The sequence below is a fragment of the Zoogloea sp. genome, assembly GCF_041908905.1.
GTDB lineage: Bacteria > Pseudomonadota > Gammaproteobacteria > Burkholderiales > Rhodocyclaceae > Zoogloea.
The window spans coordinates 52,470-68,375 of sequence record NZ_JAYREK010000012.1 but is presented as its reverse complement, the minus strand read 5'-3'; the positions used below and the strand labels follow the sequence as shown (position 1 = coordinate 68,375).

Genomic DNA, 15,906 nt, shown 5'->3' with positions numbered 1-15,906 from the left:
GCGGGTGTGGAGGTCGGGAGTCGGGGTTATTCGAGGGCGACGCGTAGCGCGGCGGTGGCGGCCCAGGGGGCAAAGAACAGGCCCAGCGCCAGCAGCGCGCCGAGCAGCGACAGGTGCCCGCCGGCGCCGAGGCCGGCCAGGTCGGCCTCGACCGCGCCGGCGCCAAAAATCAGCGCCGGAATATACAGGGGCAGCACCAGCAGCGACAGCAGCACGCCGCCGCCGCGCACGCCCAGCGTGAGCGCCGCGCCGATCGCGCCGATCAGCGACAGGATGGGCGTGCCCAGCAGCAGCGACAGCATCAGCACTCCCAGCGCCCGGGCCGAGAGGTCGAACTGCAGCCCCAGCACCGGCGCCAGCAGCACCAGCGGCAGGCCCGAGGTGAGCCAGTGGGCGAGCACCTTGCCGCTCACCAGCACGGCCAGCGGAGTGGGAGACAAGGCCATCTGCTCGAGAGTTCCATCCTGATGGTCGGCGGCGAACAGGCGGCCGAGGGACAGCATCGCCGCCAGCAACGCCGCGACCCACAGCACGCCCGGCGCAATCCGCCGCAGCATGGCGGTCTCGGGCCCGATCCCGAGGGGGAACAGGCTGACCACGATCATGAAGAAGAACAGCGCCGTGAGCACCTCGCTCTTGCGCCGGGCGGCGAGCAGCAGGTCGCGGCGGACGATGGCGACAAAGGCGTTCATCGGCCCAGCCTCAGGCTGTTGCCGGGGGCGGCCAGCCGCACCGCCTGGTGGCTGGTGAACAGCAGCAGGCCACCCCCGGCGAGGTGTTCGTCGAGGATCGCGCAGAGCTGCTCGACCGCCGCCACGTCGAGGGCCACGAAGGGCTCGTCGAGCACCCACAGCCGGGCCCCGCTGCACAGCAGGCGGGCCAGCGCGACGCGCCGCCGCTGGCCCTGGGACAGCACCCGGCTGGGCAGGTCCTCGCGGCCGGCGAGGCCGAGGCGGCCGAGCGCGGCGAGGGCGTCGGCCTCGGCGAGGGGGCGGCCCGCCACCGCGGCGGCGCTCTGCAGGTTCTCGAGGGCCGACAGGTCGTCCTTGATCGCCGGCGCGTGGCCCAGGTAGAGGAGCTGGGCGTGGAATTCGTCGCGGGCCTCGGCCACCGGTCGGCCGTCCCACGTCACGTGTCCATCGGCCGCCCCGGCCAGCCCCGCCAGGATGCGCAGCAGGCTGGTCTTGCCGGCGCCGTTGGCCCCCTCGATCTGCAGCCACTGCCCCGCCGGGACGGTGAAGTCCACGCCGGAGAACAGGCGGCGGTCACCGCGATCACAGGCAAGGCCGTGGGCTTGGAGCATCGGGAGGGCACACCGGGGAGTCGAAGTCCGGCGCATTCTGCCCGAGGGGGCAGGGTGGGTAAACCGTATGGATCAAGGAAAGCCGGCCCCCGGGGCGGGGGGCGCGGCCGGCTCCGGGCGGGCCGGTTGGTCAGGGGTGGGCGCTGCCGGCGTAGGCGTCGGCCGCCTGGAGGCCGGGGCGGGCACCGGGAGCCTTGGCTTCGGCGGCCGGGCTCGCCACCTCCATGATCGCCATCACCTGCCGTGCCAGGGCCCGGCAGGCGTTGCCGAGGTTGGAGGGCAGGCTGTCGGGGATGTGCTTCTGCAGCAGCAGCTTGGAGGCCGACAGGCTGGGCACCGGGTGCAGCAGGCGGTCGCGGTAGTTGCCGAGCAGCTGGGCCACGTTGCGGTCGGCAGCGTCGCGCTGCCAGGCGTTGGTGGGCCACTGGGAGGGCAGGGCGTAGGCGTGGGGGAAGGTTTCGAGGTCGCGCAGCACGGTGCGCAGGTCTTCGTGGGAGTCGCGGAAGGGCAGCAGGACCAGGTCGCACAGGCCGTCGAGCTGGCGGTCGACCTCGGCGCGGTTGCCGCCGCCGTCGATCACGCCGATCCAGCCCTGCATGCTGCGCAGCTTGCCGGCAACCTTGTGCAGGGCCTCCGGCGTGCGCGCGTCGGCGGTGACGTAGCGGCGCCCGTCCGGCGAGAGCGGCTCGCGGAAGGTGTCGGTGAGCACGCAGGCGGAGCGCTGGCCGAGCAGCCCGAAACCCTGGCACAGCATGTGGGACAGGGTCGTCTTGCCGGTGCCGCCCTTGTTGCCGATGATGCAGATGATCTGGGACATGCTGTTTACCTCTCGCTGGATGCCATGCGCGACGATGCCATTATTGCCGCCTTTACGGCCGGGCGGGGGGCGGAATTGAGGGCGGATTGCCTTTCAATTCCCTTTTGCCGGCAAGCACTTGCCCGCGGCCGGGGGGCCTTGGCCTCAGGGGCGCCGGTGCGGCGTGGGAGCCGGGCCGGCGGGGTGGTAGAGGTAGAGCCGGGTGCGGCGGCGGTCGGGCACGTCGATCACTGCGTCGGGGGTGACGCCCTCGACCGGAAAGCTGTTGCTCACCAGCAGGCTGCCCGGGCGCAGCTCGGCGCTGGCCTTGCGCCACACCTCCGGCATGGGCACCGGCGACAGGAAGGCATACACCACATCATAGTCGGTCCACGGCAGTTGCCAGAAATCGCCGCGGGCCAGGTAGATGTTGGGCTGCCGGCGGGACAGCAGGCGGGATAGCAGGTAGGGCGCGGGGGCCGCCTCGATGCCCTCGCAGCGGCAGTCGGGGCGCAGCCGGGCGAGGGGGCGCAGCAGCGAGCCGGTGCCGCTGCCCAGGTCGAGCAGGCGGGCCGGGTAGTCGTCGGGCAGCAGGCCGGCCACCGCCTCGGCGGTCTGCGGGTTGGACAGGAACAGCGGCACCTGGGTGCGGAAGCTGCTCCAATACACCAGCGCGAACGCCACGAAGGCGGCCAGATACCAGCCCGGCGCGATGCCCAGCTGCAGCGCGCCGGCGACCAGCGGCGCGAAGCCCAGGTGGATCCCGCGCCACCAGGGGGCGCTCCGCAGCGCGATGGCCGCACTGGCCGCGCCGACGGCCTGCACCACGATCAGCGGCCACAGGCCCACCGGCAACAGGCCCGCGCGGGCCGCGCCGAAGGCCAGCAGGCCGCCGGCGAGCTGGGCGAGGAGGGCTTTGAGGGCAGGGGGCATGGCGGGAGTTTAACCCGCCGCCATGCCGTCATGGGGGCCGTGCCGGACCTTTGCCCAGGTGCGTCAGCACTGCCGGGGCGGCCGCCGGCGCAGGGCCAGGCCGCCCAGGCCGGCGGCGAGCAGCAGGCCGGTGGCGGGCTCGGGGATCACCTCGAAGCGGATGGCCCCGTCGTGGCTGCCGGACGGCCCGTAGGCGATGTCACCGCCCTGATAGGCGTAGGACGTGCAGGGCTGGCTGGCCCACTCGAGGCATTCGTTGCCCGCCGGGGTGGCGCTGTAGCGCACATCGAAGCCCAGCAGCAGGCGCTCGACCATCGACGGGTCGGTGAGGCTGACGCCGACGAGGTTCATCACCGTATGGACGCTGTTGTCGTTGCTGTCGAGGGTCGTCGTGCCGGTGCCGCTGACCGTCCACATGGCGTAGCTGGCGGGCGCATTGAGGAGGCCGGCGAAGCCGCCGTCGTAGAGGGTGGAGAACACCGTCACGCCGTTGTCGGACGACACCTGCTGCGCTTCGCTGAGGGTGAGGTCCCAGACGTCGAGCCCGCAGGTGTTCTCCTGGGTGAACATCCGGAACTCGTTGAAGGGCGTGCCGGCGCTGCCCGAGACGAGGTATTCCTTGAACAGGAGATGCCCCGCGCCGGTGCAGTCCTTGAACTTGAGGCCGGCCGATGCGGCCATCGGCAGCAACAGCAGGGCCAGGCACGCAAGCCATCGATTGAGCTGCTTCATGATGTCTCCTTCGCGGTGTTGGCGGGAAGCGGAAGCACGGGCGGGCGAGGTGGGCGGCGCCTGCTCCGGCGGCACCGGCTGCCCTCATGCCCGGGCTTTGCCGGGCGCACTCGGTCTTGTGACCCGATGCGCATCGAACGAGGCGGTGTCGTCTGAAAAGTAGTCGCTCCGGCATCGAACCGCCAGCGCAGCACGAAAATTCACAGTTGCCGATGAATGCCCCCGTCCGACACGAAAATTAAAGGATGTCGGGTGGTTATTCCGTGGAAAGCGGCTAGCCTGAAGGAGAGCCGGGGTATCCGCGATGGGTTTCCGGCCGGCCCGGACGGTGTCCTGCCACGGGCGTCGGGGAGAGGAGGGCATCATGAGGCGAGGTCGTGGGACTGAGGTGGGGGGCTGCCGTCTGGCGGGCCTGGCGCTTGCCCTGTGCGGGGCGCTGGCGCCCGCGGTGGCGGACGCCAGCCTGGTGTCGAGGTGGGGCGGCGCGGCTTATTATGATCCGGAGCTGAACCTGACCTGGCTGCAGCAGGCACGCTACGCCCGGACCGAGCTGAGCGATGCCCGGCGCGACGAGATCATCGCGGCGGTGGGCTCCGTTGCCGGGCACGCCCTTACGGAGGCCGATTTCCAGAAGACCACGTCGGGCAGCGCCTACACCGGCCTGATGAGCTGGTATGGCGCGGTGGCCTGGGCCGACCAGCTGGTTGTCGGCGGCGTGTCGAGCTGGCGCCTGCCGGAGGTGACGCCGCTCAACGGCAGCAGTTTCGATTACGCCTACAGCAACAACGGGACGACCGACGCCGGCCACAAGGACCCGGCCGACCCGACCACCAGCCGGCCCTCCGAGCTGGCCTACCTGTTCTACGTGGAGCTGGGCAACCACGGCATGTGTCTGGCAGACGATCTGCACCCGACGCGCTGCCCCCAGGCCTTGCCCAACCCCTACGACCCGCTGTGGAAGCACTCGGATCTCGACAAGAACTACGGCCCCTTCCTGTCCGCGGCTGTGCCCTTCCCCTACGCCACGGAGATGGCCGAGTTCTGGACCGGCACTGCGCTGCCGGGCGTGCCGGCGGCGTGGGCCTTCGACTGGCACGAGGGCAACCAGTTTTACACCGGCCGCCTGGATGCCTACTGGCAGGCGTGGGCGGTGGCCGACGGCGATGTCTTCGGGGTGCCCGAGCCGGCCGCGGCGCTGCTCGCGCTGCTTGGCCTGGCCGGGCTGGGCCTTACCCGCAGGCGCCGGGCCTGACCCTGGCGGCCTGGCCCGGGTGCGCCGGGCGGCCGCAGCCTTGCGTCAGGCCACGTGGGAGCCGTCCTCCCGGCCAGGCTTGCCGGCCGGCGCCAGCAGCGCGGCGCGTTTCTCGGCGGCCTTCTTCATCGACCACGCCTTGACATGCCCGAAGCCGCGGATGTCCTCGGGCAGCCGGGCGAGGGCGACGGCGCGGCGTAGCCCCTCGGCGTCGAGGCCGCCCAGCAGGGCGCCGATGTCGGCCTCGTACTGGGCGAGCAGCGCCCGTTCGGCCTTGCGCTCCGGGTGATAACCGAAGGGGTCGAAGGGGGTGCCGCGCAGGCGGCGGGCCTTGGCGAGCCAGCGCAGCGCGGTCTCCATCCAGGGGCCGAAGACCTTCTTCTTGATGCGTCCGCTGTCCGGGTCGGGACGGGCCAGGAAGGTCGGGGCGAGGTGGAATCTCAGGGTGTATTCGCCCTCGAAGCGGGCGTCGATGCCGGCACGGAAGGCCGGGTCGGCGAACAGCCGGGCTACTTCGTATTCGTCCTTGTAGGCCAGCAGCTTGAAGTAGTTGCGGGCCACCGCGTCGGTGAGGGCCTCGCTGCCCAGCGGAGCCTCGGCGGCGCGCACCCGGGCCACGAAGTCGGTGTAGCGGCGGGCGTAGGCTGCGTCCTGGTAGGCGGTGAGTTCTTCGGCGCGGCGGGCGATGCGTTCGTCCAGGCTCTCCGGGCGCAGGCGGATCACCGGCGCCGGGCTCACCTCGCGCTGCACGGCGGCCAGGTCGATGGCGGCGCGGCGGCCCCACAGGAAGGCCTGGCGGTTCATCTCGACGGCGGCGCCGTTGAGCTCGATGGCCCGGTCGAGGCTAGCCTCGCTCACCGGCACCCAGCCCCGCTGCCAGGCGTAGCCGAGCAGGAACAGGTTGGTGGCGATGGCGTCGCCGAGCAGCTTGGTGGCGAGGCTGCCGGCGTCGAGGAAATCGAAGTTCTTCTGGCCGACGGCCTCGACGATGGCGGCCTGCATCTTGTCTTGCGGGAAGGCCCAGTCCGGGTTGCGGGTGAACTCCGAGGTGGGCGTCTCGAAGCAATTGACCACCCCGTGGGTGCCGACGGCCATCTTGGCGAGGGCGTCGACGCTGGCGGTGACGACCAGGTCGCCGCCGATCACCGCGTTGGCCTCGCCGGTGGCGATGCGCACCGCGTGGAGGTCGGCGGGCCGGTCGGCGATGCGGATGTGGCTGAACACCGAGCCGCCCTTCTGGGCGAGGCCGGTCATGTCGAGCACGGTGACGCCCTTGCCGTCCAGGTGGGCGGCCATGCCGATCAGCGCGCCGATGGTCACCACGCCGGTGCCGCCGACGCCGGTGACGAGGATGCCCCACGGCTTGTCGGTGGCCGGAAGCCGGGGTGCGGGCAGCGGGCCGAAGCGCTCGCCCTTGCCGGCCTGGGCGCGGCCGTGGCGCAGGCGGCCGCCCTCGATGGTGACGAAGCTCGGGCAGAAGCCGTTCATGCACGAGTAGTCCTTGTTGCAGGCCGACTGGTCGATCTGGCGCTTGCGGCCGAACTCGGTCTCGACGGGCAGGATCGCCATGCAGTTGGACTCGCGGCCGCAGTCTCCGCAGCCTTCGCACACCGCCTCGTTGATGTACACGCGGGTCTGCGGGTCGGGGTAGGTGCCGCGCTTCCGGCGGCGGCGCTTCTCGGCCGCGCAGGTCTGGTGATAGACGATCACCGACACGCCGGCCAGGGTGCGCAGCTCGCGCTGGATCACGTCCAGCTCGTCCCGGTGGCGCAGCTGCACGCCATGGGGGAGGTCGGACACCCGCCAGGGCGTCTCGCTGCCATCGGTGACGAGCACGATGGTGCCCACCCCCTCGGCCTGCAGCTGGCGCAGCAGCTGGGGCACGCCCAGCTCGCCATCCACCGGCTGGCCGCCGGTCATCGCCACCGCGTCGTTGAAGAGGATCTTGTAGGTGATGCCGCTGGTCGGCTGGCGGCCGTGGCGCGGGCGGTTGAAGGCCGCCACCGCCTGGCGGATGGCCAGGATGCCCGAGTGGAAGTAGGTACCGTCGCCCAGGTTGGCGAAGATGTGGCGCTCGTCGGTGAAGGGCGCCTGGCCGACCCACGGCACCCCCTCGCCGCCCATGTGGCTGAAGGTGGCGGTGTGGCGGTCGGGCATGAAGCTGACCATGTAGTGGCAGCCGATGCCGGCCACCGCGCGGCTGCCGTCGGGCACCCGGGTCGAGGTGTTGTGGGGGCAGCCGGGGCAGAAGGTGGGCACCCGGTCGATGGCGAACACGCGGTGGCCGAGCAGGGCCTCCTTGGCCTGCAGGAAGGCCAGCCGCTGCTCGATGTGCTCCGACGTGAAGAAGCGCCCGATGCGCCCGGCGATCACCTTGGCGATCATCGCCGGGGTCAGCTCGCCGGCGGCGGGCAGCAGCCAGTCGCCGTGGTCCACCACGATGTGGCCGTCGGCGCCGGTGCCGCGCAGCAGCGCCCACTCGCCCTTCTCGTCGAACTTGCCGACCACCCGCGGGCGCACGTCCTCGCGCCAGTTGTAGAGCTCTTCCTTGAGCTGGTATTCGATGAGCTGGCGCTTCTCCTCGACCACCAGGATCTCGTCGAGGCCCTCGGCGAAGCGGCGCACCCCGTCGGCCTCGAGGGGCCACACCATGCCCACCTTGTAGAGCCGGATGCCGATCTCGGCGGCGAGGGCCGCGTCGATGCCCAGGTCGTCGAGGGCCTGGCGCACGTCGAGGTAGCTCTTGCCGGCGGTGATGATGCCCAGCCGCGGCTGCGGCGAGTCGATCACCACCCGGTTGAGCCCGTTGGCCCGGCAGTAGGCCAGCGCCGCGTAGAGCTTGTGGTGGAGCAGGCGCTTCTCCTGCACCAGCGGCGGGTCGGGCCAGCGCAGGTTGAGGCCGCCGTCGGGCATCTCGAAGTCGTCGGGTTCGCGCACCACCACCCGCATCGGGTCCACGTCCACCGAGGCCGAGGTCTCGACGGTGTCGGCCACCGCCTTGAAGGCCACCCAGCAGCCCGACCAGCGCGACAGCGCCCAGCCGTGCACGCCGAAGTCGAGGTACTCCTGCACCCCGGCCGGGGCCAGCACCGGCATCATCATCGACTTGAAGAAGTGGTCGGTCTGGTGGGGCAGGGTGGACGACTTGGCCGCGTGATCGTCGCCGGCGATCGCCAGCACGCCGCCAAACCTGCTGCTGCCGGCGGCGTTGGCGTGGCGGAACACGTCGCCGCAGCGGTCGACCCCCGGCCCCTTGCCGTACCACATCGCGAACACCCCCTGCACCCGCGCCTTGGGCGACAGGGCCAGCTGCTGGGTGCCCCACACCGCGGTGGCGGCCAGGTCTTCGTTGATGCCGGGCTGGAACACGATGTCGTGCTCGGCCAGATGGTCGGCGGCCTTCCACAGGCTGAGATCCAGCCCGCCCAGCGGCGAGCCCCGGTAGCCGGACACGAAGCCGGCGGTGTTGAGCCCGGCGGCCCGGTCGCGCTCCCGCTGGATCATCGGCAGGCGCACCAGCGCCTGGTAGCCGGTGAGATACACGCGGCCGGATTCGGTGGTGTATTTGTCGTCCAGGGAGCTGCTGCGGACGGGGCGGGGGTCCTGCTCGGCCATGGTGAACTCCTCGCATGATCGGCTGACGACTGCGGGATCGGCAGGCGCGGGGGAGATGCGCCGTGTCGGGCGAAGCTGCTGACAATTTGATACCAACCGGCGGTGTCGGTTCCAGCCGGCTGCAAGCCTCATGCAAAGTGCTCCGTTTATGCTTGCCTCCGGAATGACGACTGGAAGCCCGCGATGGCCAAGCGAAAAACCGGACGCGGTGGCGACACCCCGGCAACGCCCTCTGACGAACTGATCCTCGGCCGCCTGGCCTTCGGCGCCGGCCCGGCCGACGAGCGCGCGCAGCTCCGCGATATGGGGCCCGCCGCGTGGATTGCCGAGCAGCTGGCGCCCCCCGACGGCGACGACCCGGCCTGCCGCGACCGGCTCGAGGCCGCCCGCCTGCGCATCCGCTACGACGCGGGCAAGGCCCCGGCGCCCGAGTACCCGGCCGCCGACGCGCTGCGCCCGCTCGCCACCCTCGCCGCGCCCATCGAGGCCCTCTGGCCGCTCACCGACTACAAGCGCCCGATGGCCGGGGCGGAGCGCTTCCGCCCGCGCCTCGAGGTGGCCGCCGCGTGCCTGATCCGCGCGGTGCATGGCCGCTGGCAGCTGCGCGAGGTGCTGGTGGATTTCTGGCACAACCACTTCAACGTGGATGCCAGCCAGTCCGTGCAGGTGGCGGTGGCGCTGCCCGCCTACGACCGCGACGTGATCCGCTGCCATGCGCTGGGCAACTTCCGGGACTTCCTCGAGGCCGTCGCCGGCAGCACGGCGATGCTGTTCTACCTCAACAACCGCTCGTCCCGCGCCGGGGCCGCCAACGAGAACTACGCGCGGGAGCTGTTCGAGCTGCACAGCTTCGGTCGCGAGCACTACCTCAACGAGTTCTACAACCGCTGGCGCGAGGTGCCCGGCGCGCTGAAGGGGCAACCCGGCGGTTTCATCGACCAGGACGTCTATGAGGCCGCGCGGGCCTTCACCGGCTGGGGCGTGGAGGACGGCAGCGGCCTCGGCGGGGCCGACCGCCTGCCGGCCAGCGGGCGCTTCGCCTATGTGGAGTCGTGGCACGACCCGTACCAGAAGCGCGTGCTGGGCGTGGAGTTCGACCCCTTCCAGCCGGCCCGGGCCGATGGCCGCAAGGTGCTCGACCTGATCGCCGACCACCCGGCCACGGCCCGCCACGTGAGCGGCAAGCTGTGCCGCCGGCTGGTCGGCGAAGGCGCCTCGCCGAGGCTGCTCTCGGCGGCCGCCGACCTGTGGTGGCGCGCCCGCCGCCAGCCCGACCAGATCGCCCGGGTCGTCGAGCTGATCGCCCGCTCGCCCGACTTCGCCCGCAGCGGCGGGGCCCGGGTGCGCCGTCCGCTGGAGCTCGCGGCGGCCTTCGTGCGGGCCACCGGCAGCGACTTCAGCGCCAGCGAGGGGCTGGTCGGCGCCCTCGCCGCGGCCGGGCAGCGCCTGTTCGGCTGGGGGCCGCCCACCGGCCATCCGGAGGAGGCCGCCTACTGGCTGAGCGCCAACGGCATGCGCCAGCGCTGGCAGCTGGTCCAGGGCCTGATGGAGAACCGCTGGGGCAACGGCAGCCTCGACCCGCGCGGGCTCGTCGATGGGGCCCGCACCGCCGGGCCGGCGGCGGACGCCATCGCGGCCCGGCTGCTGGGCTCGGCCGCCGGGCAGGTTGGCGCCGACATCCTGGCCGGGCTCGCCGTGCCGCCCGAGCGGCCCCTCGACGCGGGAAAGCCCGCCGACGCCGCCCTGCTGCGGCGCGTGGCGGCGTTTGCCGCGATGAGCGCCGAATTCCAGACCTGCTGACGGAGACGACGAGATGACCACCCGCCGGGATTTCCTCAAGGCCTGCGCCGCCGCCGGCGCCTTCGCCCCCGGGCTGTGCCTCGGCCGGCTCGCCTTCGCTGCCGACGGGCCTGCCCCGCCCTTGCTGGTGCTGGTCTTCCAGCGCGGCGGCTGCGACGGGCTGAACCTCGTCGGGCCGGCCAACGAGAAGGCCTACGTCGAGGCCCGCCCGCCCGAGCTGCGGGTGCTCGATGGCGGCGAGCGGCCGGGACTGGCGCTGGCCAACGGGCTGGCCGACGGCATCGACTTCCGCCTCCACCCCGAGGCCGCTCCGTTGTTCGAGCTGTACCAGGGCGGCCGGCTTGCCGTGCTGCACGCCTGCGGGCTGCAGAACGCCACCCGCAGCCACTTCGAGGCCCAGGATCTGATCGAGCGCGGGGTGGTGAGCGTGGCCGACTATGCCCGCACCGACACCGGCTGGCTGACCCGCTATCTCGCCACCCTCGGCGAGGGCGCCGCCGCCGGGCGCATCGCCGCCCTGTCGGCCAACGCGGGGGTGTCGGCAGCGCTGGCGCGCTTCGACGATGCGCTGGCGGCGCCGGATCTCGCCGGTGGCCTGCCGCTGGCCGGCGGGCGGGAGGCGGCCGCGGTGCTCGGCCGTCTCTACCCGCCGGGTGCCACCGATCCGGTGCGCCGCGCCGGCGCCGGCGTGCTGGCGCGCTCCGCGCTGGTGGAGGCCCGCCTGCCGCGCCTGCCGGACGGCCGTCCGGCCCCTTACGCCCCGGCGGGGGCCGCTTACGACAACAACGGCTTCACCCAGGGCCTGCAGGCGATTGCCCGGCTGGCGCGGATGGACGTGGGGCTGCGCGTCGCGTGCATCGACCACGCCAGCTGGGACACCCACGACGCCCAGCCGGGCCGTTTCAACGCCCTGGTGGGCACGCTCGCCCGGGGGCTGGCGGCCTTCCACCAGGACATGGCCGCCGCCGGGCGGCCCGTCCGCGTGGTGGTGATGACCGAGTTCGGCCGGCGCCTGCGGGCCAACCGCAGCCAGGGCACCGACCACGGCCACGGCTCGGCGATGCTGGTGCTCGGCGACGGCGTGCGCGGCGGGCGGATGTTCGGCGCGTGGCCGGGGCTGGACACGCCGCGCCTCGACCAGGGCGTCGACCTGGCCGCCACCACCGACCACCGCCCGGTGCTGGCCGAATTGTTGACGCTGTCCGGCCGCGAGCAGGCGCTGGTCTTTCCGGGGCTCCCGGCCCCGGCCCCGCTGGGGCTGCTGGCCTAGCCGCCGGCAGCGCCCGGGCTCAGGCCGCCTGCACCACGCCGGGCGGCAGCACCTTGCCGGGGTTGAGCAGGTTGAGCGGGTCGAGGGTGGCCTTGAGGCTGGCCATCACCGCCACCGCCTCGCCGTGCTCGGCGAGCAGGAAGTCCTGCTTGCCGATGCCGATCCCGTGCTCGCCGGTGCAGGTGCCGTCGAGGGCCAGCGCGCGCTCGACGATGCGCCGGCCGAGCGCTTCGGCGGCCTCCACCTGCTCGGGCTGGTCGGGGTGGGTGAGGATCACCACGTGGAAGTTGCCGTCGCCCACGTGGCCGACGATGGGGGCGATCAGCCCGCTGGCGGCGATGTCGTCCTGGGTGCCGGTGATCGCCTCGGCGAGGCGCGAGATCGGCACGCAGACGTCGGTGGAGATGGCCTTGCAATCGGGCACCAGGTTGATGCTGGCGTGCAGCACCTGGTGGCGGGCGTGCCACAGGCGGTTGCGGTCTTCCTGGCGGGTGGCCCACTCGAAGCCCTCGCCGCCGTTGTCGCGGGCGATCTCCTGCACCGTCTGGGCCTGCTCCTCGACGCCGGTGGGCGAGCCGTGGAACTCGAAGAACAGCATCGGGGCCTCGCGCAGGGTGGTCTTGCTGTAGCGGTTGACGGCCTGCACGGTGAGGGTGTCGAGCAGCTCGATGCGTGCCACCGGCACGCCGAGCTGGATGGTCTGGATCACCGTCTGCACCGCGCTGGCCACGTCGGGAAACGCGCAGGTGGCGCTCGACATCGCCTCGGGCAGCGGGTGCAGGCGCACCGTGACCTCGGTGACGATGCCCAGGGTGCCCTCCGAGCCGACGAACAGGCGGGTCAGGTCGTAGCCCGCCGACGACTTGCGGGCCCGCCCGCCGGTGCGGATCACCCGCCCGTCGGCCAGCACCACCTCGAGGCCGAGGGTGTTCTCGCGCATCGTGCCGTAGCGCACCGCGTTGGTGCCCGAGGCGCGCGTCGACACCATGCCGCCGAGCGACGCGTCGGCGCCCGGGTCGATCGGGAAGAACAGGCCGGTGCCGTGCAGCGCCGCGTTGAGCGTCTTGCGCGTCACGCCGGGCTGCACCACGGCGTCCATGTCCTCGCCGTGGATGGCGACGATCTGGTTCATCTCGGAGAGATCCAGGCACAGCCCGCCATTGACCGCCAGGATGTGGCCCTCCAGCGAGCTGCCGGCGCCGTAGGGGATCAGCGGCACGCGGTGCTCGCGGCACAGGTTTACGATCTCGACCACCTCGGCCGTCGAATGGGCCCACACCACCCCGTCGGGCAGCGCGTCGGGAAAGTGGGACTCGTCGTGGCCGTGGTGGGTGCGCACGGCCTCGGCGGTGGAAAAGCGCTTGCCGAAGCGCTCGGCGAGCAGGGCGGAGAAGGGGGCGGGCAGGGGCATGGTCGGTTGGGGCGCGTCAGGAGTCAGGGGCAGGCGGAAGATTAGCGCGCTTCGCCGCCGACCACTATCCGGGAACGCCGCAGGCGCGCGGGCGGGCTTGGCATAGGGGAGCGGGTTTCCTGCTGGGGAGTCAGCTTCAGTGCCCTTTTTCATCGGGCCCCGCCGCGGGCGGCAACGCGTCTTGGGCGGCCTGTTCGCGCGCCCGCTGCACCGAGCGGTGCAACTGCTCGCGCAGCAGCTGCATGTCGGGAATCTTGTCCAGGTACTCGGCGACCCGGATATTGGCGCTGCCGAGGTCCAGCAGTTCGATCTGCTCGGTGTCGGCCTGGGCGCACAGGATCAGGCCGATGGGCGACTCCTCGCCCGCGGCCCGGTCGTATTTGTCGAGCCAGCGCAGGTACAGCTCCATCTGGCCCTTGTGGGCGGGCTGGAACTTCTCCAGCTTCAACTCCACCGCCACCAGTCGGCGCAGATGCCGGTGGTAGAACAGCAGGTCGAGATAGAAGTCGTCACTCCCCACGCTGATGCGCTTCTGGCGGGCGACGAAGGTGAAGCCGGCGCCCATCTCCAGCAGAAAGCGCTCCATGTCGCGCAGGATCGCGGCTTCGAGGTCACGCTCGCTATGGCCGTCGGCCAGGCCGAGGAAGTCCAGCATGTAGGGGTCGCGGAACACCAGCTCGGGCGTCATCTGGCCACCCGCGCGCAGCCTGGCAAGCTCAGCATCGACCAGTGCTTCGGGCTGCTTGCAGAGCGCCGTGCGCAGGTAGAGCTGGCTGCCGATGCGCTCGCGCAGGGCGCGCACGCTCCAGCGCTCGATGCGGCACATCTCGGCGTAGAACTCGCGCTCGAGCGGCTTCTTGAGCGGCAGGATCTCGACGAAGTGGCTCCAGCTCAGGTGTTGCGACAGCGCCGCGACAACCGGCTCGTCGGGGAAGGCCTCGGCGAACTGGATCATCCGGGACAGGTTCCGGGCACTGAAGCCCTTGCCGTACTCGGGAACCAATTTTGCCGACAGTGTCGGCAAAATCTCTTCGCCATAGCTTGCTCGTGCGCCCTGCAGAATTTCTCCCTGAGTCCGGGCTCCGAGCTTCCAGTGCAACAAGGTCAGCGTGCTGTTGGCCGTCTGCGCGACATGCTGGCGGGCCTGCTCGATCAGGCCGCGCAGCTCGTTCACCAGCGGCATGAATTCCATCGAGGGAGGCTTCATGGCGCAAATCTCCTGATTCTGGTGGTGTCTGGGAGTATGAAGGACGCAGGCGGAAATCTCGACCATGCACCGCCGCCCCCAAGGCGCTTGGCCGTAAGCCTTTTCGGGGATGCCGTCAGGTGATACCGGGGGATCGGAGTTACCCTCAGTTGCCTCATTTTGAGGCGACGTCGCCTAAGGATTAGGCAGTCGAGGGTTCCCGGGCCCCCGTTTTGCCTAAAAATGAGGCGACCGAGGGGCCCGGAGACCCCCCCCGCCGCCTAAAAATGAGGCGGCCGAGGCTGCTGCCCACCCTCGGCCGATTAAAAGTGAGGCGACGGAGGGTGATGGCCACCCTCCGTCGATGAAACGCCACCCCCCGCCCAGCGGGAGCACCCCGAAGGCTCAGGCCGCATCCTGGCCCGGGGCCGGCGATTTGCGTCGGACGTTGGAGCGCATGCTCTCCTGCAGGGGCGCCACGTTGTCGGCCTTGCCGAACATCTTGAGCAGCCCGTAACCGTCGTAGCTCGCCGCCTGGATGTCGCTGCCGAGGGCCACCCGGGTGTCGGCGCACTTGGCCGTCAGGGCCTGCAGGCGCAGCAGCCGCGGGCGCAGCGCGTCGTAGGCGGCCAGGTCGCGCTTCAGCTCTTCCAGGTCGAAGCCCGGCGGCACCGCCTGCTGGTTCTGCTCGAGGATCGCCGTGGTCTGCCGGCAGAAGGTCTCGCTCTTGTCCCCGATCTTGGTGAGCCGCCGCACCTGCTCCGGCGTGAGGGACACGAAGATATCCATCACCTGCTCGATGGCATCCAGCGCGGCATCGAACTTGGGCAGATTGTCGGTGAGATCGAGGGAGATGAGGTTCTGGGCCATGGCGGTGTTCCTGAATTTGAAATGGATAGGCTCGAAATGCGGCTGTTCTGGCGCGCCAGGGGATATTACTTAATGCTAAGCTTTTTGGGTAATTCGTGGGTCGGGTCGGCGCAGCGTAACCCGACATCCCCGAGCAATACCGCCGCGCCATCGTCTCCGGTGTTCCGACCCGTGCGGAGCGGCACGCCCGGTGTCGGGTCACGCCCTTCGGGCTAACCCGACTACGCCCCCCACTTCCCATTCCGCCTGTAAAATTAGTCAGTCCAACCCCACGGAGTCACTCCATGTCCAAGCAGATCATCGCCACCACCAGCGCCCCCGCCGCCATCGGCACCTACTCCCAGGCCGTCAAGGCCGGCAACACCGTGTATCTGTCGGGCCAGATCGGCCTCGACCCGGCCACCATGCAGATGGTCGAGGGCTTCGAGGCGCAGACCGTGCGCGTGTTCGAGAATCTCAAGGCGGTGGCCGAGGCGGCCGGCGGTTCCCTGGCCGACGCGGTCAAGCTCAACATCTACCTCACCGACCTGGCCAACTTCGCCAAGGTCAACGAGGTGATGGCCCGCTACTTCAGCGAGCCCTACCCGGCCCGCGCCGCCGTCGGCGTCAAGGAGCTGCCCCGCGGCGCGGTGGTCGAGGCCGACGCGATCCTGGTGATCGGCTGAGCCTTGGCCGAAGTCGTCGAGCCGGCTGGCCCCGCGCCCGCCGAACGCGCCCCCGCCGCCCCGAAGAAGCCCG

The 15,906-nt window shown here is 71.3% G+C and carries 13 protein-coding genes; 4 read left to right on the top strand and 9 right to left on the bottom strand.

Annotated features, from left to right (window positions below):
* Positions 1-26: 26 nt before the first annotated feature.
* The 5 genes from ccmB to ACE3OU_RS09070 form a co-directional block, all read right to left on the bottom strand.
* Positions 27-692: a heme exporter protein CcmB gene (gene ccmB, locus ACE3OU_RS09090; RefSeq protein WP_374241231.1), complete on the bottom strand. Its 666-nt coding sequence runs from the start codon at positions 690-692 to the stop codon at positions 27-29.
* Positions 689-1,303: a cytochrome c biogenesis heme-transporting ATPase CcmA gene (gene ccmA, locus ACE3OU_RS09085; protein ID WP_374241230.1), complete on the bottom strand. Its 615-nt coding sequence runs from the start codon at positions 1,301-1,303 to the stop codon at positions 689-691. The genes ccmB and ccmA overlap by 4 nt, the downstream gene beginning before the upstream one ends.
* A gap of 130 nt (positions 1,304-1,433) precedes the next feature.
* Positions 1,434-2,120, bottom strand: coding sequence for a hypothetical protein (locus tag ACE3OU_RS09080; RefSeq protein WP_374241229.1), 687 nt, complete (start codon positions 2,118-2,120; stop codon positions 1,434-1,436).
* A gap of 144 nt (positions 2,121-2,264) precedes the next feature.
* The gene (locus ACE3OU_RS09075) at positions 2,265-3,032 is read right to left on the bottom strand and encodes a trans-aconitate 2-methyltransferase (RefSeq protein WP_374241228.1); all 768 of its coding nucleotides are present in this window, start codon (positions 3,030-3,032) and stop codon (positions 2,265-2,267) included.
* Positions 3,033-3,095: 63 nt separating this feature from the next.
* Positions 3,096-3,764 (bottom strand): PEP-CTERM sorting domain-containing protein, encoded by a 669-nt coding sequence (locus tag ACE3OU_RS09070; RefSeq protein WP_374241227.1) that lies wholly within the window; start codon positions 3,762-3,764, stop codon positions 3,096-3,098.
* A 364-nt stretch (positions 3,765-4,128) separates the two neighbouring features.
* On the opposite strand from ACE3OU_RS09070, the gene ACE3OU_RS09065 reads away from it, so the two are divergent.
* Complete coding sequence (locus tag ACE3OU_RS09065; protein ID WP_374241226.1) at positions 4,129-5,016, top strand: PEP-CTERM sorting domain-containing protein; 888 nt, start codon at positions 4,129-4,131, stop codon at positions 5,014-5,016.
* Positions 5,017-5,061: 45 nt separating this feature from the next.
* Here the strand turns inward: ACE3OU_RS09065 and ACE3OU_RS09060 are convergent, their stop codons facing one another.
* Positions 5,062-8,631, bottom strand: a complete 3,570-nt coding sequence (locus tag ACE3OU_RS09060) for an indolepyruvate ferredoxin oxidoreductase family protein (RefSeq protein ID WP_374241225.1) — start codon at positions 8,629-8,631, stop codon at positions 5,062-5,064.
* 183 nt (positions 8,632-8,814) lie between these two features.
* Here ACE3OU_RS09060 and ACE3OU_RS09055 point away from each other — a divergent pair, with 183 nt between their 5' ends.
* Both ACE3OU_RS09055 and ACE3OU_RS09050 read left to right on the top strand, forming a co-directional pair.
* Positions 8,815-10,431, top strand: a complete 1,617-nt coding sequence (locus ACE3OU_RS09055; protein ID WP_374241224.1) for a DUF1800 domain-containing protein — start codon at positions 8,815-8,817, stop codon at positions 10,429-10,431.
* A gap of 13 nt (positions 10,432-10,444) precedes the next feature.
* The gene (locus ACE3OU_RS09050) at positions 10,445-11,701 is read left to right on the top strand and encodes a DUF1501 domain-containing protein (RefSeq protein WP_374241223.1); all 1,257 of its coding nucleotides are present in this window, start codon (positions 10,445-10,447) and stop codon (positions 11,699-11,701) included.
* A 19-nt stretch (positions 11,702-11,720) separates the two neighbouring features.
* Here ACE3OU_RS09050 and ACE3OU_RS09045 read toward each other — a convergent pair whose 3' ends face one another.
* The 3 genes from ACE3OU_RS09045 to ACE3OU_RS09035 all read right to left on the bottom strand — a co-directional run bounded on the left by ACE3OU_RS09045 (position 11,721) and on the right by ACE3OU_RS09035 (position 15,168).
* Positions 11,721-13,112 (bottom strand): FAD-binding oxidoreductase, encoded by a 1,392-nt coding sequence (locus ACE3OU_RS09045; RefSeq protein WP_374241222.1) that lies wholly within the window; start codon positions 13,110-13,112, stop codon positions 11,721-11,723.
* 136 nt (positions 13,113-13,248) lie between these two features.
* A complete protein-coding gene (locus tag ACE3OU_RS09040; RefSeq protein WP_374241221.1) occupies positions 13,249-14,319 on the bottom strand; it encodes a YhcG family protein in 1,071 nt (356 codons plus the stop codon).
* A 384-nt stretch (positions 14,320-14,703) separates the two neighbouring features.
* Positions 14,704-15,168, bottom strand: a complete 465-nt coding sequence (locus ACE3OU_RS09035) for a hypothetical protein (RefSeq protein WP_374241220.1) — start codon at positions 15,166-15,168, stop codon at positions 14,704-14,706.
* A gap of 284 nt (positions 15,169-15,452) precedes the next feature.
* Between ACE3OU_RS09035 and ACE3OU_RS09030 the strand changes: the two genes are divergently transcribed.
* Positions 15,453-15,833: a RidA family protein gene (locus ACE3OU_RS09030; RefSeq protein ID WP_141351943.1), complete on the top strand. Its 381-nt coding sequence runs from the start codon at positions 15,453-15,455 to the stop codon at positions 15,831-15,833.
* Positions 15,834-15,906: the final 73 nt, after the last annotated feature.

What these genes read in the sequence shown, in the direction of transcription:
- ccmB (WP_374241231.1), bottom strand. Translation starts at nt 692, where the DNA reads ATGAACGCCTTTGTCGCCATCGTCCGCCGCGACCTGCTGCTCGCCGCC.
- ccmA (WP_374241230.1), bottom strand. Translation starts at nt 1,303, where the DNA reads ATGCTCCAAGCCCACGGCCTTGCCTGTGATCGCGGTGACCGCCGCCTG.
- ACE3OU_RS09080 (WP_374241229.1), bottom strand. Translation starts at nt 2,120, where the DNA reads ATGTCCCAGATCATCTGCATCATCGGCAACAAGGGCGGCACCGGCAAG.
- ACE3OU_RS09075 (WP_374241228.1), bottom strand. Translation starts at nt 3,032, where the DNA reads ATGCCCCCTGCCCTCAAAGCCCTCCTCGCCCAGCTCGCCGGCGGCCTG.
- ACE3OU_RS09070 (WP_374241227.1), bottom strand. Translation starts at nt 3,764, where the DNA reads ATGAAGCAGCTCAATCGATGGCTTGCGTGCCTGGCCCTGCTGTTGCTG.
- ACE3OU_RS09065 (WP_374241226.1), top strand. Translation starts at nt 4,129, where the DNA reads ATGAGGCGAGGTCGTGGGACTGAGGTGGGGGGCTGCCGTCTGGCGGGC.
- ACE3OU_RS09060 (WP_374241225.1), bottom strand. Translation starts at nt 8,631, where the DNA reads ATGGCCGAGCAGGACCCCCGCCCCGTCCGCAGCAGCTCCCTGGACGAC.
- ACE3OU_RS09055 (WP_374241224.1), top strand. Translation starts at nt 8,815, where the DNA reads ATGGCCAAGCGAAAAACCGGACGCGGTGGCGACACCCCGGCAACGCCC.
- ACE3OU_RS09050 (WP_374241223.1), top strand. Translation starts at nt 10,445, where the DNA reads ATGACCACCCGCCGGGATTTCCTCAAGGCCTGCGCCGCCGCCGGCGCC.
- ACE3OU_RS09045 (WP_374241222.1), bottom strand. Translation starts at nt 13,112, where the DNA reads ATGCCCCTGCCCGCCCCCTTCTCCGCCCTGCTCGCCGAGCGCTTCGGC.
- ACE3OU_RS09040 (WP_374241221.1), bottom strand. Translation starts at nt 14,319, where the DNA reads ATGAAGCCTCCCTCGATGGAATTCATGCCGCTGGTGAACGAGCTGCGC.
- ACE3OU_RS09035 (WP_374241220.1), bottom strand. Translation starts at nt 15,168, where the DNA reads ATGGCCCAGAACCTCATCTCCCTCGATCTCACCGACAATCTGCCCAAG.
- ACE3OU_RS09030 (WP_141351943.1), top strand. Translation starts at nt 15,453, where the DNA reads ATGTCCAAGCAGATCATCGCCACCACCAGCGCCCCCGCCGCCATCGGC.